General features: G+C 72.8%; 22 protein-coding genes. 8 read left to right on the top strand and 14 right to left on the bottom strand.

Annotation, left to right across the window (positions count from 1 at the left end; genetic code table 11):
* Window positions 1-16 precede the first annotated feature (16 nt).
* Window positions 17-1,348: an AarF/ABC1/UbiB kinase family protein gene (locus H283_RS0108305; RefSeq protein WP_020143055.1), complete on the top strand. Its 1,332-nt coding sequence runs from the start codon at window positions 17-19 to the stop codon at window positions 1,346-1,348.
* Between the two features lie 57 nt (window positions 1,349-1,405).
* Here the strand turns inward: H283_RS0108305 and H283_RS0108310 are convergent, their stop codons facing one another.
* The 6 genes from H283_RS0108310 to ppk2 form a co-directional block, all read right to left on the bottom strand.
* Window positions 1,406-1,624, bottom strand: coding sequence for a hypothetical protein (locus H283_RS0108310; RefSeq protein WP_020143056.1), 219 nt, complete (start codon window positions 1,622-1,624; stop codon window positions 1,406-1,408).
* Between the two features lie 214 nt (window positions 1,625-1,838).
* Window positions 1,839-1,973, bottom strand: a complete 135-nt coding sequence (locus H283_RS28590) for a hypothetical protein (RefSeq protein ID WP_020143057.1) — start codon at window positions 1,971-1,973, stop codon at window positions 1,839-1,841.
* Between the two features lie 74 nt (window positions 1,974-2,047).
* Complete coding sequence (locus H283_RS0108320; RefSeq protein WP_020143058.1) at window positions 2,048-2,335, bottom strand: WhiB family transcriptional regulator; 288 nt, start codon at window positions 2,333-2,335, stop codon at window positions 2,048-2,050.
* Window positions 2,336-2,624: 289 nt separating this feature from the next.
* Entirely contained in the window at window positions 2,625-2,888 is a 264-nt protein-coding gene (locus H283_RS0108325; RefSeq protein WP_020143059.1) for a hypothetical protein, read from the bottom strand.
* A gap of 143 nt (window positions 2,889-3,031) precedes the next feature.
* Entirely contained in the window at window positions 3,032-5,173 is a 2,142-nt protein-coding gene (locus H283_RS0108330; RefSeq protein WP_028785428.1) for an ATP-dependent DNA helicase UvrD2, read from the bottom strand.
* Window positions 5,170-6,009: a polyphosphate kinase 2 gene (gene ppk2, locus H283_RS0108335; RefSeq protein ID WP_028785429.1), complete on the bottom strand. Its 840-nt coding sequence runs from the start codon at window positions 6,007-6,009 to the stop codon at window positions 5,170-5,172. Before ppk2 ends, H283_RS0108330 begins: the two co-directional genes overlap by 4 nt.
* An 84-nt stretch (window positions 6,010-6,093) precedes the next feature.
* On the opposite strand from ppk2, the gene H283_RS0108340 reads away from it, so the two are divergent.
* The gene (locus tag H283_RS0108340) at window positions 6,094-6,363 is read left to right on the top strand and encodes a mycoredoxin (protein WP_020143062.1); all 270 of its coding nucleotides are present in this window, start codon (window positions 6,094-6,096) and stop codon (window positions 6,361-6,363) included.
* An 18-nt stretch (window positions 6,364-6,381) separates the two neighbouring features.
* Here the strand turns inward: H283_RS0108340 and nudC are convergent, their stop codons facing one another.
* Complete coding sequence (nudC, locus tag H283_RS0108345; protein ID WP_156023055.1) at window positions 6,382-7,368, bottom strand: NAD(+) diphosphatase; 987 nt, start codon at window positions 7,366-7,368, stop codon at window positions 6,382-6,384.
* Between the two features lie 118 nt (window positions 7,369-7,486).
* On the opposite strand from nudC, the gene H283_RS24455 reads away from it, so the two are divergent.
* Window positions 7,487-9,007, top strand: a complete 1,521-nt coding sequence (locus H283_RS24455) for a phosphotransferase (RefSeq protein WP_020143064.1) — start codon at window positions 7,487-7,489, stop codon at window positions 9,005-9,007.
* Window positions 9,008-9,417: 410 nt separating this feature from the next.
* Here H283_RS24455 and H283_RS0108355 read toward each other — a convergent pair whose 3' ends face one another.
* From H283_RS0108355 to moeB, 6 genes are all read right to left on the bottom strand, one after another.
* Window positions 9,418-12,993, bottom strand: coding sequence for an ATP-dependent DNA helicase (locus tag H283_RS0108355; RefSeq protein WP_020143065.1), 3,576 nt, complete (start codon window positions 12,991-12,993; stop codon window positions 9,418-9,420).
* Window positions 12,990-16,223, bottom strand: coding sequence for an ATP-dependent DNA helicase (locus tag H283_RS0108360; RefSeq protein ID WP_020143066.1), 3,234 nt, complete (start codon window positions 16,221-16,223; stop codon window positions 12,990-12,992). Before H283_RS0108360 ends, H283_RS0108355 begins: the two co-directional genes overlap by 4 nt.
* Before the next feature lie 210 nt (window positions 16,224-16,433).
* Window positions 16,434-18,617, bottom strand: a complete 2,184-nt coding sequence (gene katG, locus H283_RS0108365) for a catalase/peroxidase HPI (protein WP_081633829.1) — start codon at window positions 18,615-18,617, stop codon at window positions 16,434-16,436.
* 72 nt (window positions 18,618-18,689) lie between these two features.
* Window positions 18,690-19,118 (bottom strand): Fur family transcriptional regulator, encoded by a 429-nt coding sequence (locus H283_RS0108370; RefSeq protein ID WP_020143068.1) that lies wholly within the window; start codon window positions 19,116-19,118, stop codon window positions 18,690-18,692.
* Between the two features lie 99 nt (window positions 19,119-19,217).
* Window positions 19,218-19,952, bottom strand: a complete 735-nt coding sequence (locus H283_RS27145; RefSeq protein ID WP_020143069.1) for an MGMT family protein — start codon at window positions 19,950-19,952, stop codon at window positions 19,218-19,220.
* Between the two features lie 10 nt (window positions 19,953-19,962).
* Complete coding sequence (gene moeB / locus H283_RS0108380) at window positions 19,963-21,141, bottom strand: molybdopterin-synthase adenylyltransferase MoeB (protein ID WP_020143070.1); 1,179 nt, start codon at window positions 21,139-21,141, stop codon at window positions 19,963-19,965.
* A 102-nt stretch (window positions 21,142-21,243) separates the two neighbouring features.
* Here moeB and H283_RS0108385 point away from each other — a divergent pair, with 102 nt between their 5' ends.
* From H283_RS0108385 to H283_RS0108400, 4 genes are all read left to right on the top strand, one after another.
* Window positions 21,244-21,936: a TetR/AcrR family transcriptional regulator gene (locus H283_RS0108385; RefSeq protein ID WP_020143071.1), complete on the top strand. Its 693-nt coding sequence runs from the start codon at window positions 21,244-21,246 to the stop codon at window positions 21,934-21,936.
* Window positions 21,937-21,992: 56 nt separating this feature from the next.
* Window positions 21,993-22,214, top strand: coding sequence for a DUF3107 domain-containing protein (locus tag H283_RS0108390; RefSeq protein WP_020143072.1), 222 nt, complete (start codon window positions 21,993-21,995; stop codon window positions 22,212-22,214).
* Window positions 22,215-22,499: 285 nt separating this feature from the next.
* Window positions 22,500-22,772, top strand: coding sequence for a GlsB/YeaQ/YmgE family stress response membrane protein (locus H283_RS0108395; RefSeq protein ID WP_020143073.1), 273 nt, complete (start codon window positions 22,500-22,502; stop codon window positions 22,770-22,772).
* 192 nt (window positions 22,773-22,964) lie between these two features.
* Entirely contained in the window at window positions 22,965-23,228 is a 264-nt protein-coding gene (locus H283_RS0108400; protein ID WP_020143074.1) for a GlsB/YeaQ/YmgE family stress response membrane protein, read from the top strand.
* 138 nt (window positions 23,229-23,366) lie between these two features.
* Here H283_RS0108400 and H283_RS0108405 read toward each other — a convergent pair whose 3' ends face one another.
* Window positions 23,367-24,095 carry a ferritin-like fold-containing protein gene (locus tag H283_RS0108405; RefSeq protein ID WP_020143075.1) on the bottom strand — a complete coding sequence of 243 codons (729 nt, stop codon included), beginning with the start codon at window positions 24,093-24,095 and terminating at the stop codon, window positions 23,367-23,369.
* Window positions 24,096-24,345: 250 nt separating this feature from the next.
* Here H283_RS0108405 and H283_RS0108410 point away from each other — a divergent pair, with 250 nt between their 5' ends.
* Window positions 24,346-26,202, top strand: a complete 1,857-nt coding sequence (locus H283_RS0108410; RefSeq protein ID WP_020143076.1) for a DEAD/DEAH box helicase — start codon at window positions 24,346-24,348, stop codon at window positions 26,200-26,202.
* The last annotated feature ends 149 nt before the right edge of the window (window positions 26,203-26,351 follow it).

Raw genomic sequence — 26,351 nt, forward strand, 5'->3', positions numbered from 1 at the left:
CCCGAGGAGGTGCGCCGTGACCGACCTGCCACGCAAGGCCGTCGTACGCTCGGCCAAGCTCGCCTCGGTGCCGCTCGGTTTCGCCGGCAGGACCGCCCTCGGCCTCGGCAAACGGCTCGGCGGTCGCCCCGCGGAGATCGTGGCAGCCGAGCTGCAGGCCCGGACGGCGCAGCAGCTCTTCCAGGTCCTCGGCGAGCTCAAGGGCGGCGCCATGAAGTTCGGACAGGCGCTCTCGATCTTCGAGGCCGCGCTGCCCGAGGACCTCGCCGTGCACTACCGGACCATGCTGACGAAGCTGCAGGACAGCGCCCCACCGATGCCGACGACCTCCGTGCACGGCGTGCTCCGCGCCCAGATGGGCACACGGTGGCGCAGCAGGTTCGAGTCCTTCGACGACCACCCCGTGGCCTCCGCGTCCATCGGGCAGGTGCACCGGGCCGTCTGGAAGGACGGTCGCGACGTCGCGGTGAAGATCCAGTACCCCGGCGCCGGCGCCGCACTGATGAGCGACATCCGCCAGATCAGCCGGGTCGCCAAGGTCGCAGCGAGCTGGGTGCCCGGCATCGAGCTCGGTCCGATCCTCGACGAGCTGCGCGACCGGATGGCGGAGGAGCTCGACTACCGCCTCGAGGCCGAGTCCCAGGCCACCTTCGCGGCCGCCTTCGACGGCGACCCGGACTTCGCCGTGCCGCACGTCGTCGACGGCCGTGAGCACGTCATCGTCTCGGAGTGGCTCGAGGGGCTCCCCCTCTCACGGATCATCGCCGAGGGCACCCAGGAGCAGCGTGACACCGCCTCGCAGCTCTACCTGCGCTTCCTGCTCGCCGGGCCGGCACGAGCGGGGCTGTTGCACGCCGACCCGCACCCCGGCAACTTCCGGATGACACCCGACGGGCGCCTCGGCGTCATCGACTTCGGGGCCGTGAACCGGCTCCCGGACGGTATGCCGCCCGAGATCGGGCCGCTGCTGACCACCGGCCTCGAGGGCAGCGCCGAGGACGTGCTCGAGGGCCTGCGCGGGATCGGCTTCGTCAAGGACAACATCGACCTCGACCCCCAGCGGCTGCTCGACTACCTCGAGCCCTTCATGGCGCCGTTCCGCACCGACACGTTCACCTTCAGCCGGGACTGGCTCCGTGGCGTCTTCGCGCACATCAACGACCCGCGTCAGCCCAACTACGCCGTCGCCTACAAGCTCAACCTGCCGCCGGAGTACCTCCTCATCCACCGGGTGTGGGGTGGCGGGATCGGCGTGCTCAGCCAGCTCGGCGGCACCGTCCACGGGCGCGCCATCGTCGACGAGCTGCTCCCCGGTGCGGAGCTGCCGCCCGTGGGCGACGCCGACTGACGGACGTCCGGTCGGGACGACCCACGCTGACGTCGCGCGCTCACGCGGGCCCGCTCGTCACCACCAGACGGGGTCGAGCTTGCTCTCGATCGAGCGGAGGTTCTCGCGGCTGCACCGCTCGCAGGTCCACGTGGTGCGGCCGGCGTCGGTCCCTCGGCTCCACGTGAGCCGGGCGGCGGCCTGGTGCTCGGGCTGCGGGGTCGTGCCACACGCGGAGCAGACGAGGGTCTCGTCTCGGGCTGCGGCGTCGGTGGCCGCTTCGGTAGAGGTGTTCACGGGGTTCTCCCTTCTCCTCCTGCGAGTATCCGCCGACGGCGGGGCCGTTCGTGGCGCCACGCGCGATCTCGGGTCGGGCAGGAGGGGGCTGTGCACGAGCATCAGGACCGGAGCGAACGGCCCCGGACGTGCGGAACCGCGGGTGACGTGCGCGTCACCCGCGGCTCGCTCACTCGATTCAGTTGTCCTGCAACGCGCCTCGTGGCGCGGTCGTTCACTTCTGGCTGTGGCGTCGACTGGCGCGGATCTCCTGGGCGATCAGCCGGGCGCTGCGACGGATGCCGCTGCGTTCCTGGCGCTGACTGCGCTGGTTGATCCGCTCGCGAGCCAGCATCTCGAGCTGGTTCATGACGATCTCCTGGTCTGTGAAGAAAAGTGCTGGTGGTGGGCGTGGGTGTCTGGGTCATGCGCGGTCACGCAGGCTCAGGCAGCCACGGGGTGCTTGCGCGGACGGCCGCGGGGCCGCTTGCGAGCCACGATGGCGCCCTGGACGAGCAGCTGGCCGCCCCAGACTCCCCACGGCTCCTGGCGCTCGAGGGCGCCGGCGAGGCACTGGACGCGCGCCGGGCAGAGCCCGCAGAGCGTCTTGGCGAACTCGACGTCCTCGGGTCGCTCGGCGAACCAGAGCTCCGCGTCGTAGTCGCGGCACGGAATGGTCTCGCCGACCTGCTCCGCCTCGGTTCTCATGTCGATCAGTTCGCTCAGCTGCATCGTTCTCACCTCCGTCTCCTGGGCGCCCGTGGTGGGGAGCCCCTGCTCACTCGTGTCTGGTCTGGCCCGAAGACCTGCACCGGTGGTGCGCGTCTCGGTCCTGCTGCTCGGCATCCGGGGAGTCATCTGTGTCCCTGATCTGTTAGGCACCCGGTCGGGTGCTCATCTGTCGGTGTCGGGTGGTGCGGCGTGGGAGCGGCATTCGGCCGGGGAACTCCCCCGGGAAACACGAAGGCCGCGGACCCGGTGATGTCGGGTTCGCGGCCTGGAGGTGAGGCTTCTGGTCTTGTCAGACCGGTGGCCTCCCAGAGCGGGAGCGAACGACATCGAGAGTCTTGTAGGCGCGGGCGAACGTGAGGCCGGCGACCGAGACGTCTCCCTGGATCGGAGCGCGGAAGTCGGCGACGCGGCCGCCCATGACGGCGGCGATGGACACAGTGGTCCCCTGCTCCGGAGCGTGCGTGGCCGCCAGGCGGACATCGCCGGTGGTCGGCCGCAGACGCACGGAAAGGACGCAGGAGACTGCGTTCATCGTCATCGTGGTGTTGTCCATCAGGCCGACCTCCTCACTTCTGCTCACGGGCCCCAGCTGGCCACCGAGACCACTGGGCTTGACTTCGTCAAGGGTACGCGTGCGCCTCGCGGGCGAACAACTGATTTAACGAAGTTTTCCGAACTTATTTTGCGCCGATGCCCCTAACCCGCGGATTCCTTTGCCGCAGAACGGGTTTCGATGAGATCCTGCGGGTCTGCACCGGCCAGGATGGCGAGCACGTCGCTGCCGTACTGCTCGATCTTGCGCGCGCCGACGCCGCTGATGACCGACAGACCTCCTTCGTCGGAGGGCGCGTCCTCGGCGATCGCGGTGAGCGTCGCGTCGGTGAAGACGACGAATGCCGGCACGCTCGCCTCTCGCGCAACGGCCAGGCGCCAGGTGCGCAGCCGCTCGAACGTCGCCTCGTCGTAGGTGGGCGGGCAGTCGTCGCAGCGCCCGGTCTTGCGTTGCGCCGCGGACGCGAGCTCGGCGCCACAGCTGCGGCAGTGCGCGAGGGGTGCCACCTTCGGCGCGGACCGCTTGGACCCGCCCGACCGCGCTTCGCTGCGGGCGCCCTGGCCGAGGATGTCGGCCGCCGGCGCGAGGAACCTCGAGACGCGGCGCGTGGCCCGGGCTCCGGGCGTCCGGGCACCGGACCATGACAGGAACAGCTGCTTGCGGGCGCGCGTGAGCCCGACGTAGAGCAGGCGCCGCTCCTCCTCCACGGCGTCGGGGCCCTCCGCCATCGAGATGGGCATGAGGCCGTCGGAGGCACCGACGAGGAAGACGGTGTCCCACTCCAGGCCCTTGGCGGCGTGCAGGCTGGCGAGCGTCACGCCCTGCACGGCCGGGGCGTGCTGCTCGGCCGCCCGCCGCTCCAGCTCGGCGACGAGCTCGGGCAGCCGGGCCTCCGGTGCCGCTGCGGCGATGTCGTCGGCGAGCGTCGCGAGGGCCGTCAGCGACTCCCAGCGCTCGCGGGTGGCCCCGCTGCCCGACGGGGGCTCGTGCGACCAGCCCGCGCCGGTGATGACGTCGCGGGCGATCTCACCGAGCGGCTTCTCGCCGTCGTCGCTGCGGGCGGCACCGCGCAGGAGCAGGACGGCGTCGCGCACCTCCTTGCGGGCGAAGAAGCGGTCGCCGCCCCGCACGAGGTAGGCCACCCCGGCGTCCGTGAGAGCCGACTCGAAGGCCTCGGACTGCGCGTTGGTGCGGAAGAGGATCGCGATCTCGGCCGCCTGGTGGCCGTTGGCGACGAGCGTGCGGATCCGCTCGGCGACCGCCGCGGCCTCCGAAGGGTCGTCGGGATAGCTCGTCAGCTCCGGCGCCGGGCCCGGCTCGGACTGGGCGAGCAGGCGCATCGCCCCGTCGCGCGCCGCCTGGGTGCCGGACGCGACGATGGTGTTGGCGAGCCCGACGATCTGCGGCGTCGAGCGGTAGTTGCGCACGAGGCGCACGACCTGGGCGCCCGGGAAGCGCTGGGGGAAGCCGACGAGGTGCCGCGGGCTCGCCCCGGTGAAGGAGTAGATCGTCTGGGCCGGGTCGCCGACGACGCAGAGGTCCTTGCGCTCCCCCAGCCACTGGTCGAGCAGGCGCTGCTGAAGGTCGTTGACGTCCTGGTACTCGTCGACGACGAACTGGCGGTACTGGCCGCGCACCGTGCGGGCGATGTCCTCGCGCTCGTCGAGGATGCCGACGGTCAGGAGCAGCACGTCCTCGAAGTCGATGACGCCTCGGCGCTGCTTGACGTCCTCGTACGCCTCGAAGAGGCGTGCCATGGCCGTGAGGTCGAGGCCCGGGGGCTCGCGGCGCTGCTCACGGGCGCGCGCGGCATACGACTGCGGCGTCAGCAGGTTGACCTTGGCCCACTCGATCTCGGCGGCGAGGTCGCGGACGGTGGTGCGGTCGAACTGCATGCGCAGCCGGCTCGCCGCCTCGGCGACGGCCGCCGCCTTGTGGCTCATCACCTCGGGCGCCGCTCCCCCGATGGCCTGCGGCCAGAAGAAGTGCAGCTGCCGCAGCGCGGCGGCGTGGAAGGTGCGGGCCTGGACGCCCTGCACCCCGAGCCCGCGCAGGCGCGTGCGCATCTCGCCCGCGGCGCGGGCCGTGAAGGTCAGCGCGAGCACCCGTTGCGGCTGCTGCGCACCCGAGTGGACGGCATACGCGATGCGATGGGTGATGGCGCGGGTCTTGCCCGTGCCGGCACCCGCGAGGATGCACAGCGGACCCGGCGGGGCCATCGCGACCTCGCGCTGCTCGGGGTCGAGACCGGCAAGGATCTGGTCTGCGGAGGGGACTGCGCTCAGGAGTGATCTCCCTTCGAGGTGGCCAGCACGCTCGCGGCGTGGTCCGGCACGTAGTTCTGCTCGTGCTGCGGTGGGCGCTCGTAGCCGCGCGGCGCCGGGCGCTCGGGCACGGGCGGCACGACGGGAGCCACCGCGGCGTGCGGGATCGAGCTGAGCAGGTGGTGCATGACGTTGACCCGCGAGCGCCGCTTGTCCTCGGACTCGACGACGTGCCACGGCGCCCAGTCGGTGCTCGTCGCCGCCATCATGATGTCCTTGGCCTCGGAGTAGTCCTCCCACCGGGTGATGGACTCGAGGTCCATCGGTGAGAGCTTCCACTGGCGCATCGGATCCTTGGCGCGGCTGCGGAAGCGTCGCTCCTGCTCGACGTCGGAGACGCTGAACCAGTACTTGCGCAGGATGACTCCGTCGTCGACGAGCATCTGCTCGAAGAGCGGGGCCTGCTCGAGGAAGCGGACGTACTGCTCGTCGGTGCAGAAGCCCATGACCCGCTCGACGCCGGCGCGGTTGTACCAGGAGCGGTCGAAGAGCACGATCTCGCCGGCCGCGGGCAGGTGCGCGATGTAGCGCTGGAAGTACCACTGCGTCTTCTCGCGGTCGGTCGGCGCCGGGAGGGCGGCGATGCGGGCGACGCGAGGGCTGAGGTACTCGGTGATCCGCTTGATCGCAGATCCCTTGCCGGCGGCGTCCCGCCCCTCGAAGACGACGACGACCCGCTGACCCGTCGCGCGCACCCACTCCTGGAACGCGACGAGCTCGGCCTGCAGTCGACGGACCTCGGTCTCGTAGACGTCGAGGTCCATCCTCGGGGATCGTTTTGCGCCGCGCTTGGCCATGGGGTCATCCTTGCACCGAGGGAGGACGCCCGCGGTCGACCGTCCCCACCACCACGCACGACGTCGCGACACGAGTAGGAACCGATGCCCCAGTCCACGCAGGTCACGCCCGACGAGGGCTCGATCACGATGTTCACGACGACGTGGTGCGGCTACTGCACCCGCCTCAAGGGCCAGCTGACCCGCGAGGGGGTGCCGTTCACCGAGATCGACCTCGAGGCCAACCCCGAGCACGTCGACTTCGTCGAGCACGTCAACGGCGGCAACCGCACGGTCCCCACGGTCGTCTTCCCCGACGGCTCGGCCGCGACGAACCCCTCGCTCGCCGAGGTGCGCTCGCGCCTCGCGGGCTGAGGGCCGCGCCCACCGCGCTCAGAAGCCCGTCGGCGTCCCCGGCTCGACGACGGACTCGACCGTCTGGCCGAGCCAGTGCTCGATGATCCGCTTGGCGATGGAGATGCCGCTCGGCGTGCGGATCGAGCCGTCGCGGAGCAGGTCGCGGTACTCCTCACGGCTCACCCAGCGCGCCTCGGCCATCTCGACGGGGTCGATCGTCAGCTCCGTCGCGCGCGTCGTCGCCTCGAAACCGATCATCACCGACGAGGGGAACGGCCACGGCTGGTTGCCGAGGTAGCGCGCCGCCTGGACGGTGATGCCGACCTCCTCGGCGACCTCGCGGGCGACCGCGGACTCGAACGACTCCCCCGGCTCGACGAAGCCGGCGAGCACCGAGAAGCGCCCTTCGGGCCAGTGCGCCCCCCGCCCGAGCAGCAGCCGGTCGTCCGGGTCGACGACCGACATGATGACCGCCGGGTCGGTGCGCGGGTAGTGCTCGCTGCCCTCGCGCTCGCAGCGCCGCACCCAGCCACCCTGCCGGGGCTCGGTCGGGGCGCCACAGCGCGGGCAGAAGCGGTGTGTCGCGTGCCAGTTGGCCAGCGCCAGCGCGGTCGTGAAGACTCCTGCGTCGCGGGGTGCGAGCGCCTCGCCCGCCTGCCGCAGGGTGAGCCAGCCGTCGGGCCGCCGGTCGGGGTCGTCGGCCGGGTTCTCGTCGTCCGTCGAGACGACGCCCACGTATGCCGTCCCGTCGCCGTCGCGGCCGAGGTGCAGTCCGAGACGGGCGTGGTCCTCGGGCTCGGGGGCGCGCAGGACGAGCGTCAGACCGTCGTCACCACCGCCCCCTGCGCCGGCTGCACCCAGGGCTGACACCCGCATGCGGTCACCGCGGACCTCGGCGACCCGGGTCTGCGGGTCGTCGAGCAGCTCGGTGAGGACCTCGGGTCGCCGACGCTCGAGCGCCACCCGGTCCAGTGAGCTGCGCGAGAGCGCGAGGTCGGCCAGGGTCTCGTCGGTCACTGCCACGCGACCCACCCTAGGGCGGCGAGCCGGCACCGGAGCACCGGTGTCGAGCCTGCACCGAACCGACCGGCGCGGGCGTCGCCTCCCACGCTCGGCGCGCTGCTCGACCTACGGTGGACACGTGACGCGCAGCCCGCTCTTCCTCGCCGCCCTGGCGAGCTCGGCCGTGCCGGGCCTCGACCCGGTGACGGTGGAGGGTGTCCCGGGCCGTTCCGGCGACCTCTTCGAGATCGCCTACGTCCAGGACAGCCAGGACCGCCGCTGGGTCGTCAAGGCGCCGTGCACGTCGGCGGCCGGCGCGATGCTCGACGACATCTCCGCGCTGTCCGGTCTGCTCGGGCGGCGGCTCGACGTGGCCATGCCCATGGTCCGTGGCCTCGCCCAGGTGCCGGAGGGCCGAGCGGCCGTCTACCTGCGGGTCCCCGGTCGCCCCCTCGACTTCGCGGGGCTCCGTCCGGGACCGTTGACGGCCGAGGTGGGTCGCACCCTCGCGCACATCCACAACGTCGAGCACCTGCTCTACGAGGAGGCCGGGCGACCCACGTACGACGCCGAGGCGTACCGCCGGCGCCAGCTGTCCGAGCTCGACCGGGCCGCCGCGACAGGACACGTGCCCACCGGGCTCCTCACGCGGTGGGAGCACGCCCTCGAGGACGTCTCGCTGTGGCGCTTCGCCCCGACCACGGTCCACGGCACCTTCACCGGCGAGAACGTCCTCGCCTCCTTCGACGACGATGACGATTCATCGAGCGGTCACGTGCGCGGCGTCCTGGCCTGGGAAGCCAGCCGCGTCGGCGACCCGGCGGACGACTTCGCCGAGCTCGCCAGTCTCGCGCCGGCCGAGACGCTCGATGCCGTGCTCGAGGCCTATGCCGAGTCGCGCATCGAGCGACCCGACGTGCACCTTGTGCGCCGCGCTCGGCTCGCGGCCGAGATGGCGCCGCTGCGGACCCTGCTCCACGCTCTCGCCTCCGGGCAGCTCGACGTCGTCGAGCGCACGGCGGACGAGCTGCGCGCGCTCGACGGCCGGGTCGAGGACGACGACCGCCGCCACGCGCAGGAGGACGCCGAACGCAGCGAGCGCACCCGGCAGGCCCGAGAGCGCGCCGCGGCTGTCCTCGACCCCGACGACCCCGAGCGACCCGAGCCCGAGTGGGACGCGACCCAGCCGCACGTGCCCTTCCCGATGCTCGGCGAGACCCAGGCGATCTCGATGACCTCCCTGCTCGACGACCCGCAGACACCCCCGGCGGGGACAGCCTGGAGCGTCGAGCCGACGGCGGACCCATCCCTGCAGTCACCACCACCCGAGCCCACCGTCACGTCGGACCCGTGGGACACCGAGCCGCCCGCGACCCCGCGGGCGACGGAGGATGGGTCACCGGGGGCGGGCGCCAGCCCTGACGGCGTGGCCCCGGTCGCCGACGGCGCGTCTGCGCCGGAGCCGGAGCCGGAGCCGTGGCACGGCGAGGCCGTCAAGGAGTCCCAGCCGGTGCCGCTCATGGCCGCGGACGCCGACGCCTCCACCTTCGAGATCGACGAGGTCGAGGCCCTGCCCGAGGACGCCGACGGCGTGCTCGACCTCCACGAGGGCGCCTCCGACTTCGTCCCCGTCGAGCACCGCCCCCACGAGCACCCCTGACCCACCCACCACCAACTCGAGTGAGCGCCTATTCCCACTCGAGTGAGCGCTTGTTCCCACTCGAGTGAGCGCCCAACCCCACTCGAGTGAGCCCTCACCCCACGCGCCCGCGGGGCCTGCCACCCCTGCACGTCGAACTGACCCCGCGTGCACACCCGACACGTGCGCCCCGGATTGGGGCCAGAGTGACGACATGCTCACTCGACTGGGACGGGGCGCTCACTCGACTGGGACCGGGCGCTCACTCGACTGGGACCGGGCGCTCACTCGACTGCGACGGGGCGCTCACTCGACTGAGACGGGGCGCTCACTCGACTGCGACGGGGCGCTCACTCGACTGGGACGGGGCGCTCACTCGACTGGGACCGGGCGCTCACTCGAGTGGGACGGGGCGCTCACTCGAGCGACGGCTAGTCGGGGAGGGTGCGGAGCAGGTCGACGAGGGCGGCCTCGCCCGGCAGGTCGGGACGCACGGTGACGCCTTCCCCCGCGTAGTAGAACGCCGCGTCGACGAGCGACGGGTCGACACCGCGCAGCCGGGCGAAGGCGACGGCATACGCGCCGAGCTGGAGCGCACGGACGGTCGCGTCGCGCCCGGTCGGCCTGGCACCCGTCTTCCAGTCGACGACCGTCCAGCCGCCGTCGTCGCGCGGGAAGACGGCGTCGACCCTGCCGCGGACGGCGATCCCGTCGATGACCGTCTCGATCGACATCTCGATCTCCTCGGGGATGCGGTCGGCCCACTCGCTGACGAGGAAGCGTTCCTTCATCCCGTCCAGGTGGCCGTCGTCGGCCGCCCCCTCGTCGGCGCTGCCCGGGAGGTCGAGCAGGTCGACGAAGGCGGCGCGCGAGTAGTGCTCCTCGATCCATGCGTGGAAGGCCGTGCCCTGCCGCGCGGCGACGGCCGGCGGGCTCGGCATGGGGCGCCTCAGGGACATGGCGAACGCCTCCGCGTCCCGGGCCAGCGACACGACCGCGGATGCCGAGAGGTGGCGCGGGACATCGACGACGGCCTCAGCACGAGACCGTCGGGCCGCCTGCTCGGCGAGCAGGATGCGGAGGTCGTCGACGCGTGGATCCCCTTGCGGCACGGTGAGACCCGCGTCGACGAGGGCGGCGATCCGTCGGTGCGCGCCGAGCAGGCCGGCGCGCCTCGCCCCCATCGGGTCGTGCGGCCACAGCTGTGAGATCGGCACGGCGAGGTGCGGGTTGGTCGGTGCCGACGCCTTGCCCTTGGCGTCGAGGACCGGCTCGGGGTCGGGTGCCCAGGCGGTGCGCACGACGGACCCGGGCAGGGTCTCCTCGACCTCGGTCAGGAAGCGTGACGGCACCGACAACGTCTTCTTCGCCGCACCCCAGAGGTGGGTCGTCAGGAGCATCGAGGCGCGCGCTCGGGTCAGCGCGACGTAGGCGAGACGCCGCTCCTCGGCCACGGCATGCCGCCCGCCCTCGAGGACGAACGCGTCGATGGCGACGCTCAGCGCCTTGCGGTCGGGCACACCGCGCCAGTCGAGGTGCGGCAGGCCGGCCCGGTCACCGCGCAGGTCGTAGGGCAGCGAGTCGAGACCGATGAGCCAGCCCTTGTCCTTGACGTCCCCCGAGCAGGCGTATGCCGTGGGCTCGCTGTCGGCGACGGGCGCCACCGCGGTCGCGCCGTGCGCCGGGAAGACACCCTCGACGAGGGTCGGGACCGCCACGACGTCCCACTCGAGCCCCTTCGCCGCGTGGACGGTCAGGACCTGGACGGCGTCGGCGTCGGACTCGGAGTGCCCGGCGTCGAGGCCGCGCTCCTGGTCGCGCGCGGCGTCGAGCCAGCTGAGGAAGCCGGACAGGGTGGGCCGGTCGGCCGTCGTGGCGTAGCGCGCCGCGACGTCGGCGAAGGCGTCGAGGTGCACGCGGGCGGTGGAGGCCGTGTGCTCGGGTCGTGAGAGCACCTCGATGTCGAGCCCGATGGCGACCTCGGCCTCGGCGACGAGGTCGACGAGGGGCAGGGCCGTGAGCCGACGCAGCCGCCGCACGACGTCGCCGAGGTCGTGCAGGCGGGCCAGCGCCTCGTCGCCGATGCGGGTGCCGTCGCGCCCGGTCCACCCGGCGCGAGGCAGGTCGTCGAGGGCCTCGACGAGGGTGGCGGTGTCGGCACTGTCGGCCGCGAGGTCCGAGCCCCGGCGGTCGCCGGTGGGGGCCTCGGCGCCATCGGCACTCGCCGCCTCCGCCACGCCGTCGTCCGCCATGCCGTCGTCCGCCACGCCGTCGTCCGCCACGCCGTCGTCCGGCACGCCGTCGCCCGCGACGCCGTCGTCGACTGCGCGGTCACCCGCAGGTGGCTGGCCGCCCGAGGCCACTGGCCCCGGGCTCGCCTGCGCGGAGGCGGCGCCGGCCTCCGCCCGGTCGGGTGCGGTCGAGGTCGTGGTCCCTGCTCGCGGTGCCCGCTGGTGCAGCTCACGTGCCCAGGCCCACAGCCCGGCCAGGTCGGCCGCGCCGAGGCGCACGACGGGCCCGGTCAGCAGGCGCATCAGCTGGTCGCCCCGGCTGGGGTCCTGCACCACCCACAGGGCGGCGACGAGGTCGCTGACCTCGGGGGTGACGAGCAGGCCGCCGAGGCCGACGACCTCGACGGGCAGCTGGTGGCGGCGGAGCGCCTCGAGGACGACGGGGAAGGTCGAGCGTCGCCGGCACAGCACGGCCGCGCTGCGTCCCGTGCGCCGGCCGCTCGGGCTGAACCAGTGCGCGGCGATCCAGGCGGCGAGGTGGTCGGCCTCCTCCTCGGCGGTCTCGAGCCGGGCCACCTCGATGGTCCCCACCCCCGCCCCGGGCCGTGGTCGCAGCGGCTGCACGTGCTCGGTCGCGAGCGGCGCGGCGACGGCGTTGGCCGCGTCGAGGATGAGCGAGTCGTTGCGCCAGCTCGTCGACAGCGGCAGGACGTCGGCGGGACCCTCGTCGCCGCCGAACTCGGACGGGAAGCGCAGCAGGGTGGTCGCGCTCGCGCCGCGCCATCCGTAGATCGACTGGTTGGGGTCGCCGACGGCGGTCAGCGCCACCCCGGGGTGGTGGAAGAGCGAGCGGAGCAGCTCGAGCTGGGCCTCGGACGTGTCCTGGAACTCGTCGAGCAGCACGGCCCGGAACCGCTCGCGCTCGATCTGACCGACGGCCGGCACCGACCGGGTGAGCCGGGCGGCGATGGCCATCTGGTCGGCGAAGTCGAGGGACTCACGCTCACGCTTGAGGGCGAGGAAGGCCTCGACGATCGGCAGCACCGTGCGGCGCTCGCGCAGGACCCCGACCGCGTCTCGCGCGGCGGTGAGCGATCCACGGCCCTCCCCGTCGGGCAGGGCGTCGAGGCGCGCGAGCACGGCGTCGAGGTGGTCCATCACCTCGACCGGCGTGCGGACGTGCTCTGCCATCTCGCCGGCGAGCGCCATGACGGCCTGGATGACGGTCGCCTCGCTCTTGACGACGTCGTCCATCGGGCCGTCCCAGCGCGACACCGCCTCGGCGGCGAGCTGCCACGCCCCGGCCTCGGTGAGGATGCGGAACTCCGGCTCGATGCCCACCCGGAGCGCGTGCTCGCGGACGAGCCGGCCGGCATACGCGTGGTAGGTGGAGACGGTCGGGGTGCCGCCGAGCACCTCGGCGCCCGTGCCGTCGTCGGCAGGCGGTGTCCAGATGCCGGCCCGCTCGAGGCCACGCAGGCGCTTGGCGATGCGCTGGGAGAGCTCGGCCGCGGCCTTGCGGGTGAAGGTGAGGCCGAGCACCTGGTCGGGGTCGACGAGGCCGTTGGCGACGAGCCACACGACCCGGGCCGCCATCGTCTCGGTCTTGCCCGAGCCGGCGCCGGCGACGACGAGCAACGGACGGGCCCCCGCCTCGATGACGGCCGCCTGCTCGGCGGTGGGCGGTGGCATCTCGAGGGCCGCGGCGATGTCGAAAGCGCTGTGCCGCACGGTCGTCGCGGACCGTGCCTCCGTGGCGTCAGCAGTGGTGGTCACAGCGCGTCCCCCTCGGGCTGGACCGGGCAGGACGACCGCACGGGACACGTCTCGCACGCCTTGCCCTGGGCGGCGCGGAACTCAGCGGCGCCCATCCCCTCGGCCGTCGACTCGACGAGCGTCCGTGCCCACGTCGGGTCGTCGCTGCTTGCGAGCGGTGGCTGCGGCATCACGCTCGGCTTGAGTCCGGACAGACCGCCCTTGCCGATGAAGGCGAGCGCTGCGCCGGCACTGCGGTCGCCGAGCGCGGGGAAACCGCCCTCCTCGACGGCCACCTGGTAGGCCCCGAGCTGGCCGTGCTGGGCGAGCTCGGCCTTGGTCGGCTTGGACTTGCCGGTCTTGAGGTCGACGATGCGCAGGCGCCCCTCGGCGTCGCGCTCGATGCGGTCGACGCGCCCGGCCACGACGGCACGCCCGACCTCCACGCGGAAGTCGGTTTCGATGCCGACGCGCTCCCAGTCCCGCTCGGCGCCGGCCCGGTAGGCCACGAACCGCGCCACCATGTCGTGCGCCTCCTGGTGGGTGCGATCGGTGACCCAGCCCGGCTTGAGCCCGAGGCGTCCCCAGCGGTCGTCGACCTCCTGCTTGAGCTCCTCGAGCGGCGCGTCGGGCAGCTCGGCGACGATGTCGTGGACGAAGGTGCCCACGGAGGCCGCGCCGAGGGAGACGCCCTCGCCGCCGACCGACGTGAGGAACCAGCGCAGCCCGCACTCGGCGAAGTAGGTGACCTTCGAGGGCGACACCGGCACCGGCTCGTCGGGTCGGCGCACGGGACGCTCGCTCGTGACCGACCGGAGCGCCCACCAGGACGTCGGGTCGGCTCCGCGCACGCCCTCGCGCGCCGCGGCTGCGAGCAGGTTGAGGGCGGGCTCGGCGACGCCGGGGTCGGGGCTGACGGCCTCGCGCCGCAGCTCGCCGACGAGCCCCGGCAGGGTCATGGTGCGCGCGACCTCGGAGTGCGGCCTCACCTCGTCGGCGAGCCGCGTCGTCGCGGGAGGGTCGACGAGGTCGAGGTAGACCGACGGCTGCTCGTCCTCGTTGCCCACGGCGGTGACGAGCAGGCGCTCCGTGGCGCGCGTGACGGCCACGAGGAAGAGGCGCGTCTCGTCGTAGCGCACCGCCGCCTGGGCGGCGCGGAAGCCGAGCGGTCGCTGGGCGACGACGTCGACGAGGTCCTCGGACCCGAGCACGGAGCCGCGCAGGCGGAGGTCTGGCCACACGCCCTCCTGCACGCCGGCGACGACGACGATGCGCCACTGCCGGCCGGCGGCGGTCTGCGGCGTCAGCAGCGCGACCCGGCCACCGGACTGACCTCCCACGAGCAGGGTGTCGCCGGGGACGTCCTGGCCCTGGATGTGCTCGAGGAACTTGTCGGGGCCGGCGGTCGGCAACCGGTCGACGAACGCGCCCGCAGCGTCGAAGAGCGCGAGCACGGCGTCGAGATCGCGGTCGGCCCGCTCGCCCGACGTGCCGCCGGAGAGCGCCTGTCGCCGCCACCCGTCGGCGACCCCCGCACCCTGCCAGATGGCCCACAGCACGGACTCGGCCGTGACCCCGCGCGCCCACCGGCCGTCGTCGGCGACGCGCGCTGCCGCGGCGCCGGCGGCGAGCGCCGTCGCGATGCGTTCGGCGGGCCGTGCGGTCGACCCGAGCATCCGGGCGCGGGGCTGCGACTGGAGCAGCTCGGCGAGCAGCTCGTCGCTGGACCGCCCACCGCCCGAGGCGAGCTCGTCCTGTCGGAGCAGCCGTCGCAGGCGTCGCAGGCCGACGGTGTCGCTCCCCCCGACCGGGGACAGCACGAGGTCGGCGGCCCGCACGGGGTCGATGACGTGGGTCTCGCCGCGGTGCTCGGCGCGGGCGATGGCGATGCTCTCGTCGAGCAGCTGCAGCAGCGGGCGCACCGCGCTCTCGTCGCGGACCGGGGTCTCGGCGCTGCCGGCCTGGACCGGCACCCCGGCCTGCCCGAGCAGGCGACGCATCGCGTCGGCGCGCCCCGATCCGCGCACGACGACGGCCATGTCGGTCCAGGGCACGCCCTCGACGAGGTGGGCCCGGCGCAGCAGGGCCGCGACATGAGCCGTCTCCTGGGCGGCGGAGCGCAGCAGCGCCACCTCGACGGTGCCCCGCGACGGGTCGGCGGTCGCCGACGACACCCGGCGCTGCTCGCCGCCGCCGAGCGCCCCGATGCGACGCGAGACGCGGTCGGCCACCCCCACCATGTCCTCACCCAGCCTGTGGGTGCGGTCGAGCACGACGGTCTCGGCACCGTCCGCCGCGTCGTCGATGAGGTCGAAGAGCCCGCCGACGAAGCGGGGGTCGCGCCCACTCCCGACGAGATCGGTCCAGCCGTCGGCGAGGAAGCGCGGGTCGGCGCCGCGGAAGGTCTGGACGGCGACGTCGGGGTCGCCGAGGAGGACCACCCGGGGGCTACCCGCGCGGGCGACGACGCGCAGCAGCCGTGCGGCCGCAGACGTCAGCTCCTGGGCCTCGTCGACGACGACGAGGCGGATGCGGTCGTGGAGCCGGTCGAGCGCGGACGGGTCGTCGTCGAGCAGCTCGGCGACCGCCGTGAGCACCCAGGCGGGGTCGTAGGAGCCGTGCCGGCTGAACGAGGTGACCTGGTCGTACTCGCGCAGCACGTGCGCCGCCGCCGCCCACTCGGGCCGGTCGTGCTCGTCGGCCAGACGGGCGAGATCGTCGGGGCCCTGCCCCAGCTCGACCGAGCGCATGAGCAGGTCGCGCAGCTCGTTGCGGAAGCCGCGGGTCGTCAGCGCCTCGCGCAGCTGCTCGGGCCACGCCGGCCCGCGCACCTCCCCCGAGGCGTGCCCGGCGAGCAGGTCGCGCAGGATGACGTCCTGCTCGGGGCCGTTGAGCAGCCTCGGCGGTGGGTCGCCGCGCAGCGCCGCCTCGGCCCGGAGCACCCCGAAGCCGAAGGCCTGCCACGTCCGCGCGAGCGACTCGGTCGACGTGCCGCCGAGCCGCGCCGTGACCTGCTGGCGCAGCGCGGCCGCCGCGCTGCGGCTCGAGGTGAGCACGAGGCACGAGTCAGCCCGCAGCCCCTGCCGGCGCACGGCGTCGACGACGAGCTCGACCGCGAGGGTCGACTTGCCGGTGCCCGGTCCGCCGAGGACCCGCAGCACCCGGGCCGAGGAGTCGAGCGCGGCCTGCTGCCGCTCGTCGAGCCGCACCTGCGCCGGGGCGAGGGCTGGAGCTCGACGGAGGATGACCACCGGAGGATTCCATCACGCCCGACCGACACCCGCGCACGACCCGACGCCGTATGCCGTCCGCCCCGTCCCAGCGGACCGGCCCGGTGCTCCCTCCGCGGCGACCCGGGCCCTCGCTGACCCGCCCGGGACCCAGCCGCCCGCTGCCGAGCGGGCACGCGAAGGCCCGGGCCGGCATACGCCGTCCCGGGCCCCGTGCGGTGCGTCAGGCCGTCACCTGACGTCGAAGCGGTCGGCCTCCATGACCTGCGACCACGCGGAGACGAAGTCGTGGACGAACTTCTCGGCGGCGTCGTCGCTCGCGTAGACCTCGGCGAGGGCCCGCAGCTCGGAGTTGGAGCCGAAGAGCAGGTCGACGCGGCTGCCGGTCCAGGTCTGCTCGCCGGCGGCGTTCGTCGCGGTGAACGTGTCGCCGCCCTCGTTCGCGGCGGTCCACGTCGTGCCGAGCTCGAGGAGGTTGACGAAGAAGTCGTTCGTCAGCGTGCCGACCCGGTCGGTGAACACACCCGTGCTCGAGCCGCCGGTGTTGGCGCCGAGGACGCGGAGGCCGCCGACGAGGACCGTCATCTGCGGGGCCGAGAGGCCGAGCAGGTTGGCGCGGTCGACGAGGAGGTACTCGGCGGGCACGCGACCGGGCTTGCCGACGTAGTTGCGGAAGCCGTCGTGCCTCGGCTCGAGGTAGCCGAACGACTCGACGTCGGTCTGCTCCTGCGTGGCGTCGACGCGGCCGGCGCGGAAGGGCACCTCGACGGTGACGCCGCCTGCGGCAGCGGCCTGCTCGACCGCGACGTTGCCGCCGAGGACGATGAGGTCGGCGAGCGAGACGGTGGCGCCACCGCGGCCGTTGAAGTCGGCCTGGATGCCCTCGAGAGTGCGCAGGACGGTGGCGAGCTCGGCGGGGTCGTTGACGTCCCAGCCGCTCTGCGGCTCGAGTCGGACGCGGGCACCGTTGGCACCCCCGCGCTTGTCGCTGCTGCGGAACGTCGACGCGGACGCCCACGCGGCCTTGACGAGCTGGGTGACGGTCAGGTCGGAGTCGGCGATGGCCTGCTTGAGGGTCGCGACGTCGTCGGCACCGATCGCCTGGCCGGTGGCCGCGGGCAGCGGGTCCTGCCAGAGCAGCTCCTCCTGCGGGACCTCGGGGCCGAGGTAGCGCTCGACCGGGCCCATGTCGCGGTGGGTCAGCTTGAACCACGCGCGGGCGAAGGCGTCGGCGAACTCGGCCGGGTTCTCGTGGAAGCGGCGGGAGATCTGCTCGTACGCCGGGTCGACCCGGAGCGACAGGTCCGTCGTCAGCATCGTGGGCAGTCGCTTGGCGCCGCCCTCGTCGGGCGCCGGGATGATCGCCTCGGCGTCCTTGGCCACCCACTGGGCCGCGCCCGCGGGGCTCTCGGACAGCTCCCACTCGTGGCCGAAGAGCATGTCGAAGAAGGTGTTGTCCCACTGCGTGGGCGTGGGCGTCCACGTGACCTCGAGGCCGGAGGTGATGGCGTCCTGGAGCTTGCCGGTGCCGTAGGACTGCTTCCAGCCGAGGCCCTGCTCCTCGAGCGGTGCGCCCTCGGGCTCGGTGCCGACGTACTTCAGCGGGTCGGCGGCGCCGTGCGTCTTGCCGAACGTGTGGCCGCCGGCGATGAGGGCGACGGTCTCCTCGTCGTTCATCGCCATGCGGGCGAAGGTCTCGCGGATGTCGCGGGCTGCGGACAGCGGGTCCGGGTTGCCGTTGGGGCCCTCGGGGTTGACGTAGATGAGGCCCATCTGGACGGCGGCGAGGGGGTTCTCGAGGTCACGGTCGCCGGTGTAGCGCTCGTCGCCGAGCCACTCGGCCTCCGAGCCCCAGTAGACGTCGGCGTCCGGCTCCCAGACGTCCTCGCGTCCGCCGCCGAACCCGAACGTCTCGAAGCCCATCGTCTCGAGGGCGACGTTGCCGGTGAGGACCATGAGGTCGGCCCACGAGAGCTTCTGGCCGTACTTCTTCTTGACCGGCCAGAGCAGGCGGCGGGCCTTGTCGAGGTTGCCGTTGTCGGGCCAGGAGTTGAGCGGGGCGAAGCGCTGCTGCCCGGAGCCGGCGCCGCCGCGGCCGTCCTGCACGCGGTAGGTGCCCGCGCTGTGCCACGCCATGCGGATCATGAAGGGGCCGTAGTGGCCGAAGTCGGCGGGCCACCAGTCCTGCGAGTCGGTGAGCACGGCGGCGATGTCAGCCTTGACGGCGGCGAGGTCGAGGCTGTTGAAGGCCGCGGCGTAGTCGAAGTCGGCCCCGTTGGGGTTGGCCACCGCGGGGTTCTTGGCCAGGATCTTGAGGTCGAGGCGATTGGGCCACCAGTCCTCGTTGCTCGTGCCCGCGGGGCGGGTCGACCGGTCGTGGGCCACGGGGCACTTGCTGGCCTCGGGCTCGTTCATCTCGCCGACTTCGGCGTTGGGCTGGTTGAGCTCAGACACGAGGACGTCCTTCTCTTTCTGGGGTGGGCAACTTCAGGAGGCGGCCGCGGCGGCGCACGCAGGGCAGGTGCCCCAGTACGTCACCTCGGCCTCGTCGATCACGAATCCGTGAGGGTCGGATGCCGTGAGGCAGGGGGCGTGGCCGACGGCGCAGTCGACGTCGGCGATGGCACCGCACGACCGGCACACGACGTGGTGGTGGTTGTCGCCGACGCGCACCTCGTAGCGGGCGACGGAGCCCGTCGGCTGGATGCGGCGCACGAGACTGGCGTCGGTGAGGGCGCGCAGGACGTCGTAGACGGCCTGATGGGACACGTCGCCGGCGACCTCGCGGACTCGACGGATGACGGTGTCGGTGTCCGTGTGCGGGTGGTCGCGCAGGACCGTGAGGACGGCGACGCGCTGGCGCGTCACGCGCAGACCCGCCTCGCGCAGCTGCACCTCGACGTCGGCTCCGGTCATGTCCCGAGTCTTCCGCCCTTTCTGGAACAAATCAAGTCTTTGACTGCTCCGAAGAGCCCGTCCCGCAGGTCCGGGCCGGCGGACCCGGGCCGTCCCTGCTCAGCCTGCGACGACCTCGACCTCGAAGCCCTCGCCGCTCTCGAGGTAGGCGGCGTAGTGCTGCGTGCCACCGGCATACGGGTGCGTGTCGGCGAACATCAGAGTCCAGCCGCCCTCGCCGCAGGCGTCGACGAGCGCGTCGACCTCGGCGCGCGAACCGCCATGGAAGGCAAGGTGGTTCAGGCCCGCACGGGTGCGCTCGTGGCGTCCGGCGACGACGTCGGGGCCGGCCTCGACCACGACGTAGAGCGAGCCGAGCTCCCACGCCTGTCCGTGCCCCCAGTCGTCACCGAGGCGGTAGCCGAGCCGTCCGAGCAGCCAGCCCCACTCGCGCGTCGCCGCCGTGATGTCGTCGACCCAGATCTCGACGTGGTGGAGGCCACCGCGCGGCCCCGCTCCCCCGCCGTCACCGGACGCGGCCGGCGCTCCGCCGAAGTCCCAGCGCGCCCGACCCATGTCGGCGCGGCCACCCTCGACGAGCCCGCCCACCATGGGCGTCCCCTCGGCCCGCCAGTGCTCGAGCGCCTCGTCCTCGAGGCCCTGCGGCGGCCGACCATCGGACCGGATGACCCGCCACCACGGCAGGTCGGACCCGTAGCGGCTCATCACCGTGCCGACCGTGCGCGGACCCATGCCGCCGAGGCGCTTGGCGATGTCGCCGTAGGCGAGCACCCGCCCCTCGGGGATGGTCGCGACGAGGTCGAGCACGCGCTCGGCGTGGTCCTCCAGCGGCACGGGCGTCCTCTCAGTACTCGGGTTGGCTCGGGTCGATCTCCCGGAGGTAGGCGAGTATGCCGCCCTCGACGTTCGCGACGTCCGTGAGCCCCGCGCGCAGCGCGAGCCGCGTCGCCTCGGCCGAGCGGCCCCCGACCTTGCAGTGGATGAGCACCCTTCTGTCCGTGGGCAGCTCGTCGAACGCCTCCCCGGACCGGAAGCGGTCGAGGTGGATGGCGACGGCACCGGGGATCGAGGCGATGGCCCGCTCCTCGTCGCCGCGGACGTCGACGAGAAGGGGCGGGTCGTCGGCGGCGAGCTCTCCCACCATGTCGCGGACGGTGACCGTCGGCAGGTCGCCCTCGTCGTGGGCCGCAGCACCGGGCACGCCGCAGAACTCGACGTAGTCGATGAGCTCGGTGACGGTCGGCTCGTCGCCGCAGACCGGGCACTCGGGGTCGGCCCGGACCGTCAGGGTGTCCCAGGTCTGGCGTAGCGCGTCGTGCACCACGAGCCGCCCGACGAGCGGCTCGCCGATGCCGAGCAGGAGCTTGATGGCCTCGGTCGACTGGATCGACCCGATGGCGGCGCACAGGACCCCGAGCACGCCGCCCTCGGCGCAGCTCGGGACCGAGCCGGGCGGCGGCGGGTCGGGGAAGACGCAGCGATAGCACGGCCCCTGCCCGGCCCACCACACCGAGACCTGGCCGTCGAAGCGGAGGATCGAGCCCCACACGTGCGGCTTGCCGAGCATGACGCAGGCGTCGTTGACGAGGTAGCGAGTGGGGAAGTTGTCGGTGCCGTCGACGACGAGGTCGTAGTCGCCGATGATCCCCAGGGCGTTGGCCGAGTCGAGCGCGACGTCGTGACGCACCACCTCGACGTGCGGGTTGACGCGGTGGACGGCCGCCTCCGCGGACTCGGTCTTGAGTCGGCCGATGTCGGCGTCCGAGTGGATGACCTGACGGTGCAGGTTGGTGAGGTCGACGACGTCGGCGTCGACGACCCCGATCGTGCCGACCCCCGCGGCGGCGAGGTAGAGCAGCGCGGGCGACCCGAGACCACCGGCACCGACGACGAGCACCCGGGCGGCGGCCAGGCGCTCCTGTCCGTCGCGGCCCACGTCGGGCAGCAGCACGTGGCGGGCGTACCTCGTCGTCTCGGCCTTGCTGAGCGCCCGACCCGTCTTGACCAGCGGATCCGTCGACATGTCCTCACCGTACTGCTCGGTATGGTGAGACGGACACGGTCGTCTGCGGGGGCGGACGCCGAGGACCGACGAGCATCGCGCCGACACCCGAAGAGGATCCGCATGGCAGACGAGACCACCCCGCCGGGCCGCGGCCAGCGGCTGCCCCGATCGGAGCGGCGCGCCCAGCTGCTCGACGCCGCGCTCGGCGTCTTCGTCGAGAACGGCTACCACGCTGCAGCGATGGACGACATCGCCGCGCGGGCCGGGGTGTCCAAGCCGGTGCTCTACCAGCACTTCCCCGGCAAGCTCGAGCTCTACCTCGCGCTCATCGACCAGCACACCGGCGAGCTCGAGCAGCTCGTCCGCGACGCCCTGGCCCTGTCGGACAACAAGGCCCGCATCAACACGATGACGCGCGCCTACTTCGACTTCGTCGGTCAGGAGGGCGCGGCGTTCCGGCTCATCTTCGAGTCCGACCTCGCCAACGAGCCCGAGGTGCGTCGGCGCCTCGACCAGATCGACCTGACGTGCGCCGAGGCGATGGCCGAGATCATCCGCAGCGAGACCTCGATGGACCAGGAGGAGGCCGTCCTGGTCGGCGTGGCCTTCGTCGGCCTGGCGCAGACGTCGGCCCGTCACTGGCTGACCCACGAGGCGACGCTCTCCAAGGAGACGGCCGTCCGCCTCACCGCCGCGCTGATCCGCCGGGGCTTCGGTGCGTTCCCGGTCGTCGGACGGGGCGAGGGCCGGGGCGACGAGGGCGACAGGCCCGGCGGCGCGGCCAGGGAATCGGTCGGCACGCCGGCTCGTTAAGGTGACGACAGGACGCGGTCGACCGCGTCCACCAGAACTGAGAAAGCAGGTTTGACGTGGAGGTCCGCATCGGCGTGCAGAACGTGGCACGCGAGATCACCTTCGAGACGAGCCAGAGCAGCGACGAGATCTTCGCCGCCGTCAAGGCGTCGCTCGGCTCCGAGGCCCTCGAGCTGACCGACGACAAGGGCGGTCGCATCATGGTCCCGTCCGCCTCGATCGGCTACGTGACGACAGGTGCCGAGCGCAAGTCAGGAGTCGGCTTCGGCGCTCATTGAACGCACCCGAGGAGCACGACCCTGCCGACAGTCCCGGTCCCGGCCACGGCGACCGCCGTGTGACCCGCCGGAGGGCCACCGCCCGAGCACGGGGCTGTACAGGCATGACGAAGGCCGCCGACCACCATGGTCGGCGGCCTTCGTCATGCCCGTCGGACCGGCGTCCCGACACGTCTCACGTCGGGTGTGGCCCAAAGCGACCATGCGGGTACAAGGTGGAGGAACGAGCCGGGATCGCCGGTTCGTCCCCGCCCGCCCGGCGGGCTCGAAGGAGGAAGCGTAGACATGATCGGAACCATCCTTGCCGCCCTCGTCGCGGGTGCGATCGTGGGACCGCTCGCCCGGCTGGTGCTCCCCGGGAAGCAGGACATGAGCGTCCTGCTCACCGTCGTCCTCGGTGCCATCGGCTCCTTGATCGGCGCGTTCATCTACTACAAGGCCACCGGGGTCAACGACACCAAGGGGATCGACTGGATCTCCGGCCTCATCGGCGTCGTCGTCGCAGCCGCGCTCATCGTCGGCTACGGCATGATCACCGGCAACCGCCAGACGCGCTGACGCTTTCCGACGGGCCCCGGACCCGGGTCGCTCGTCCCCTTCGTCCCCTCGCGGGCGAATCCTCGTGGAATTGGCAGGCGCCACATCCACCACACCAGCCCCACGCGATGGGACATTGATCTCGTCGCATGTGTTGTCCGCACCCCTCGCGGACCAAGCGGTCGCCCACGTGGCGGCCAGAAGGAGCGTCACATGATCGGAACAATCATCGGGGCCATCATCGTCGGTGCCATCATCGGTGCACTCGGCCGCCTCATCCTCCCTGGCAAGCAGAACATCTCGCTCGTCGTGACGATCCTCATCGGTATCGTCGCCAACGTCATCGTGACGTTCGTCGTGCGTCAGCTCGGCTACTCCAACAACTCGGGCATCGCGTGGATCCCGCTGATCCTCGGCGCCATCGTGGCGGCGATCATCATCGTTCTCTACGGACGCATGAGCCACAAGTCGGTCTGACCGACCGCACGACCGAAGGGCCCGACCGCACGCGGTCGGGCCCTTCGGCATATCCACCCGACGCACGGGTATGCCGTGTCGACCGGTCCCGGGCACTCCGGCCTCCGTCGGGTGGCCGGCGGGACGGCATACGCCCTCTCAGGCCGACAGGCCGAGGCGCTCCATCCGGCGGGAGTGCTCGTCGGTGAGGCGCGCGAACATGCGGCCGAGCTCGGCGAGGTCCGCCCCGGCACGCCCGGGGGCACCGACGAGAATGCTTGCGAGGGCGTCACGCTCGACGCCGACGCGCTGGGCCTGGGTGATGGCCTCCCCGACGAGACGACGGCCCCAGAGGGCGAGCCGGCCCGCGAGACGCGGGTCGGCGGCGATGGCCTCGCGGACGACGGTGACCGCGAAGTCGGCCTGACCGGTGTCCTCGAGGACGCTGACGACGAGCGAGCGGGTGTCCTCGTCGACGTAGCGCGAGATCTCGCGGTAGAAGTCCTGGGCGATGCCCTCGCCGACGTAGGCCTTGACGAGTCCCTCGAGGAAGTCCGAGGCCGCCGTCCGCTCGTGGAAGGCGTCGACGGCCGGCACGAACGGCTCCATGGCCGACTCCGGCTCGACACCGAGGGACTGGAGGCGCTCGGTGAGCACTGAGTAGTTCTTCAGCTCGTGGGCGGCGAGGACGGCGAGCGCCGACTTGTGACGCAGCGTGGGCGCGAGCTCGGCGTCCTTGGCCAGCTGGCTGAAGGCACGCAGCTCGCCGTACGCGAGTGCACCGAGCAGGTCCGTGACGGCAGCGAGGTAGCCGGGCTCGTCGATGCTCTCCTCGTGGCTCTCACCGTCCGTGTCGACGTGGGGTCCGGGCGTCGCGTCGTCGCTCATGCGCCCAATCTAGTGAAGGAGTTCGGGCGTTCTGCCCGCATGCCGGTAGACTGGGCTTGACAACTCGGTGCCCGGTCGGCCCGATGGTTTGCCCAGATGGTGCTCGCGGAGTTCCCGCGCACCGGTGGAGCCCGCACCGCGTCCATGCAGTGCGAGAGCCACCCACCGTCCCTGACAGTCTCCGATCGGCCCGTCACGCGCCACTGAGCTCCCGCACCGTCGGGGTGCTCGTGCCGATCGAGAGATGCCCATGACCCAGCCCCACGAGACCCCCGCCGACGCGGGGGTCGCCACGGACGCGCCCGAGCCCACCGTCGCCGAGACGGTCGCGGACACGGCTCCCGAGGCCCCCACCGAGTCGGCCGAGCCGCTCACCCCCGCGGCCGAGGAGCCGGTCGCCCCCGAGCTGACCTTCGCCGACTTCGACGTCCACCCCGACATCGTCGCCTCGCTCGCCGAGCACGGGATCGTCCACCCCTTCCCCATCCAGGCGATGACGCTTCCGGTCGCCCTCGGCGGCCACGACATCATCGGCCAGGCCAAGACCGGCACCGGCAAGACCCTCGGGTTCGGCGTGCCGATCCTCAACCGCGTCCTCGCCCCCGGCGACGCCGGCTTCGACGAGCAGGCCCGTCCGGGCAAGCCGCAGGCCCTCGCCGTAGCCCCGACGCGCGAGCTCGCCGTCCAGGTCGCGAGCGACCTCGAGCGGGCCGGCCGCAAGCGCGGCGTCCGCGTCCTCACCGTCTACGGCGGCCGCGCCTACGAGCCGCAGATCGAGGCCCTCAAGAAGGGCGTCGAGGTCGTCGTCGGCACGCCCGGCCGCCTCATCGACCTGGCCAAGCAGGGCCACCTCGACCTGTCGCAGGCGCGCACCGTCGTGCTCGACGAGGCCGACGAGATGCTCGACCTCGGCTTCCTGCCGGACGTCGAGACCCTCATGTCGCTGACGCCGGCCTCGCGCCAGACGATGCTCTTCTCCGCGACGATGCCGGGCGCCATCGTGGCCCTCGCCCGCCGCTACATGTCCCAGCCGACTCACATCCGCGCGATGGGCGACGAGAACGAGAACGCCCACACGGTCAAGGCCGTCGAGCAGTTCGTCTACCGTGCGCACGCCATGGACAAGGTCGAGATGCTCTCGCGCATGCTCCAGGCCAACGGCCGCGGGCTGACGATCATCTTCAGCCGCACCAAGCGCACCGCCGCCAAGGTGTCCGACGAGCTCGTCGAGCGTGGCTTCGCGGCTGCCGCGATCCACGGCGACCTCGGGCAGGGTGCCCGCGAGCAGGCGCTGCGCGCCTTCCGCAACGGCAAGGTCGACATCCTCGTCGCCACCGACGTCGCGGCCCGCGGCATCGACGTCGAGAACGTCACGCACGTCATCAACTACCAGTGCCCCGAGGACGAGAAGACCTACCTGCACCGCATCGGCCGCACGGCCCGTGCCGGCAACACCGGCGTCGCCGTGACCTTCGTCGACTGGGACGACCTGCACCGCTGGGCGCTCATCAACAAGACGCTCGACCTCGGCATCCCCGAGCCGCAGGAGACCTACTCCAGCTCCGACCACCTCTACAGCGACCTCGACATCCCCACCGACGCCAAGGGCCGCCTGCGTCGCTCGCAGCAGAAGCTCGCGGGCCTCGGTGCCGAGGAGATCGAGGACCTCGGGGAGACGGGCAAGCGCCACGGCAAGTCCGGCGCGCGCGCCGGTGCCGGTCGTGGCGACCGTGACCGAGGTGGCGACCGTGACCGTGGTGACCGCGGCGACCGTGGGCGCTCGCGCTCCGACCGCGGCGAGGCCGAGGTCCACGCAGCGTCCGGCCCGTCCGACGCCGGTGAGACGCCGGCCGGCGACGGTGGCGAGAGCCGCCCCCGTCGCAGCCGCAACCGCCGTCGCACCCGTGGTGCCGGCGCTGCGGCCGCCGGAGCCGCAGGCGAGGCCGGTGGCTCCGAGGCGTCGGCTCCTGCCGGCAACGGTCCCGACAGCGGGTCCGACGCCGCCGAGGGTGGCTCGCGCCCGCCGCGTCGTCGCCGTCGTGGCGGCGCCGGCCGTGGTGGTGCCGGTCGCGGTGAGTCCGCGCCGGCGACGGCAGCAGCCGAGTGACGCCGCGACGTCGAGCCGCATCGGCTGACGTCGCACCGAGCACGTGAGAGGCCCGGGCGGTCGACACCAGACGGTGTCCCGCCCGGGCCTTCGCGCATCCCGACGCCTCCGGAGCACCCGGGCGGTCCACGCTGCGGTCAGCCCGGGTC

The sequence above is a fragment of the Terracoccus sp. 273MFTsu3.1 genome (assembly GCF_000383675.1).
GTDB lineage: Bacteria > Actinomycetota > Actinomycetes > Actinomycetales > Dermatophilaceae > Terrabacter.

Bases quoted from the DNA above. Each gene is read 5' to 3' on its own strand.
- H283_RS28590 (WP_020143057.1), bottom strand. From the start codon at position 1,973: ATGAACCAGCTCGAGATGCTGGCTCGCGAGCGGATCAACCAGCGCAGT.
- H283_RS0108320 (WP_020143058.1), bottom strand. From the start codon at position 2,335: ATGCAGCTGAGCGAACTGATCGACATGAGAACCGAGGCGGAGCAGGTC.
- H283_RS0108400 (WP_020143074.1), top strand. From the start codon at position 22,965: ATGATCGGAACAATCATCGGGGCCATCATCGTCGGTGCCATCATCGGT.
- ppk2 (WP_028785429.1), bottom strand. From the start codon at position 6,009: ATGGCCAAGCGCGGCGCAAAACGATCCCCGAGGATGGACCTCGACGTC.
- H283_RS0108405 (WP_020143075.1), bottom strand. From the start codon at position 24,095: ATGAGCGACGACGCGACGCCCGGACCCCACGTCGACACGGACGGTGAG.
- H283_RS0108395 (WP_020143073.1), top strand. From the start codon at position 22,500: ATGATCGGAACCATCCTTGCCGCCCTCGTCGCGGGTGCGATCGTGGGA.
- H283_RS0108370 (WP_020143068.1), bottom strand. From the start codon at position 19,118: ATGACCGGAGCCGACGTCGAGGTGCAGCTGCGCGAGGCGGGTCTGCGC.
- moeB (WP_020143070.1), bottom strand. From the start codon at position 21,141: ATGTCGACGGATCCGCTGGTCAAGACGGGTCGGGCGCTCAGCAAGGCC.
- H283_RS0108325 (WP_020143059.1), bottom strand. From the start codon at position 2,888: ATGGACAACACCACGATGACGATGAACGCAGTCTCCTGCGTCCTTTCC.
- H283_RS0108385 (WP_020143071.1), top strand. From the start codon at position 21,244: ATGGCAGACGAGACCACCCCGCCGGGCCGCGGCCAGCGGCTGCCCCGA.
- H283_RS0108340 (WP_020143062.1), top strand. From the start codon at position 6,094: ATGCCCCAGTCCACGCAGGTCACGCCCGACGAGGGCTCGATCACGATG.
- katG (WP_081633829.1), bottom strand. From the start codon at position 18,617: ATGAACGAGCCCGAGGCCAGCAAGTGCCCCGTGGCCCACGACCGGTCG.
- H283_RS0108410 (WP_020143076.1), top strand. From the start codon at position 24,346: ATGACCCAGCCCCACGAGACCCCCGCCGACGCGGGGGTCGCCACGGAC.